The organism is Luteibacter sp. P4_D7_3, from assembly GCF_056401735.1.
In genome coordinates, this window is record NZ_JBFUIT010000475.1 from 1 (window position 1) to 2,172 (window position 2,172).

Here is a 2,172-nt window from a genome sequence, read left to right on the forward strand (position 1 = left end):
GGTCATCCTCGGCGCGATCACCGGCCTGTCCTCGGTCATCCTCGTGATGCTCATGGGCCTGCCGCGCATCTTCTTCTCGATGGCGAAGGACGGCCTGCTCCCGAACACCATGGCCAAGGTGCATCCGAAGTTCCGCACGCCTTACATCGGTACGATCATCGTCGGCGTCGCCGCGGCTGCCATGGCCGGCCTGTTCCCGGTCAGCGTGCTCGGTGAGCTGGTCTCGATGGGTACCCTGCTCGCGTTCGCCACCGTCTGCCTCGGCGTGCTGATCCTGCGCTACACCCGTCCGGACCTGAAGCGCAGCTTCCGCGTGCCGTTCGTCTGGCCGATCACCATCATCGGCGCGGTCTCCTGCGTCTACCTGTTCTGGCAGGCCTTCGAAGAGCACTGGYGCCTGATGCTCGGCTGGATCGTCATCGGCCAGCTGATCTATTTCCTGTACGGCTACGGGCACAGCAAGCTGCGCAAGTCGCTCGGCTGATAGAAACGAACCGGGAAAGGCCGGCGGTCACCCGCCGGCCTTTCCTTTTGCGACTATTCTCTCCATGACACTTCTTCCCGGGCCGTCCATGCTCAAGCAGTTACTTGCCAAGAAAGCTCCCCAGGCCGAACCCGACGACGCGCACGGCCCCGCCCTGCGCCGCACACTTGGCCCCTGGGGGCTCACCGCGCTCGGTATCGGGGCGGTCATCGGTGGCGGCATCTTCGTCATCACCGGCGTCGCGGCCGCTGACCACGCCGGCCCTGCGATCATCCTGTCGTTCATCCTAGCCGCGATCTGCAGCCTGTTCACGGCACTGTGCTACGCCGAATTCGCCTCGATGATTCCCATCTCGGGCAGCGCTTATTCTTACGCCTACGCCACCCTCGGCGAAGGCGCCGCCTGGTTCATCGGCTGGAACTTGGTTCTCGAGTACGGTGTCTCCGCCTCGGCGGTCGCCGTCAGCTGGACCGGCTACTTCGTCAGCCTGCTGGACCATGTCGGTATCCACATCCCTCCCGCGCTGACGAATGCGCCGCTCGACTACGTCGACGGACACCTCGTCTCCACCGGCGCCCTTTTCAACATGCCCGCGGTTGGCATCACACTGGCGCTGACCTGGCTCTGCTACGTCGGCATCAAGGAATCCACCGGCATCAACATGGCCATGGTGGCGCTTAAGGTGGCGCTGATCCTTATCGTGATCATCGTCGGCGCCCAGCACATCGACACGGCCAACTGGCATCCGTTCATTCCCGAGAACCAGGGTGGCTTCAAGTACGGCTGGTCCGGCGTGCTGCGCGGCGCCGCGCTGGTGTTCTTCGCTTACATCGGATTCGAAGCGACATCGACGGCKGCGCAGGAATCGAAGAACCCACAACGCGACATGCCTATCGGCACGCTCGCCTCCCTCGCCATCTGCACCGTGCTCTACATMGCCATGGCTGCCGTGCTGACGGGGCTGGTGCCGTTCGCGCAGCTCGGCACCGACGAGCCCGTCGTCACGGCGATCCGCAGCCATCCGGAACTCGGTTGGCTGCGTGGCGTGGTCGAGGTCGGCGCGCTGATTGGTCTGTCGTCCGTCGTACTCGTCATGATCATCGCGCAGCCGCGCATTTTCATGATCATGGGACGCGATGGTCTGCTGCCGAAGGTCTTCACGACGATCCACCCGAAGTACCGCACGCCGCATCTGAATACGGTGATCACCGGCGTCGGCATCGCGATCCTCGCCGCGGTGTTCCCGCTCAACATCCTCGGCGATCTCGTATCGATGGGTACCCTCGTCGCGTTCTGCGCAGTGTGCGGCGGCGTGTTGATCCTGCGCTTCACCGCGCCGGAATTGCCGCGCACCTTCCGCGTGCCCTGGGTGTGGTTCACGTGCATCGCGGGCATCGTCAGCTGCATCGGCCTGCTCTGCTTCATGAACTGGTACAACTGGGCACTGATGGGCGTCTGGACGGTGGTCGGCATGGCCCTTTACGCGGCCTACGGCTATCGCCACAGCCGCCTTCGACAGCAGGCGTAATACCCCTCCAAACGGCTCGTTAAAACCTCGCTAAATAGGCGAGGTTTTTTCGTTAAGCGATTGTTTTTGCGAAATAATGCGCAAAAAGTCGAGTGTCATTTAACTGCCATTGGCCGGTCGCCCCCGGAGGGGAGTATGATCCCGGTTCCGTGGGTAAATC

General features: G+C 63.1%; 2 protein-coding genes. Both read left to right on the plus strand.

Features of this window, described 5'->3' with window-relative positions; genetic code table 11:
- Positions 1–484: APC family permease (locus tag AC1DSN_RS21685; RefSeq protein ID WP_477332827.1), on the plus strand; the 484-nt coding region annotated here is incomplete at its 5' end.
- Between the two features lie 88 nt (positions 485–572).
- On the plus strand, positions 573–2,012 hold the full coding sequence (locus AC1DSN_RS21690; protein WP_477332829.1) for an amino acid permease: 1,440 nt from the start codon (positions 573–575) through the stop codon (positions 2,010–2,012).
- The last annotated feature ends 160 nt before the right edge of the window (positions 2,013–2,172 follow it).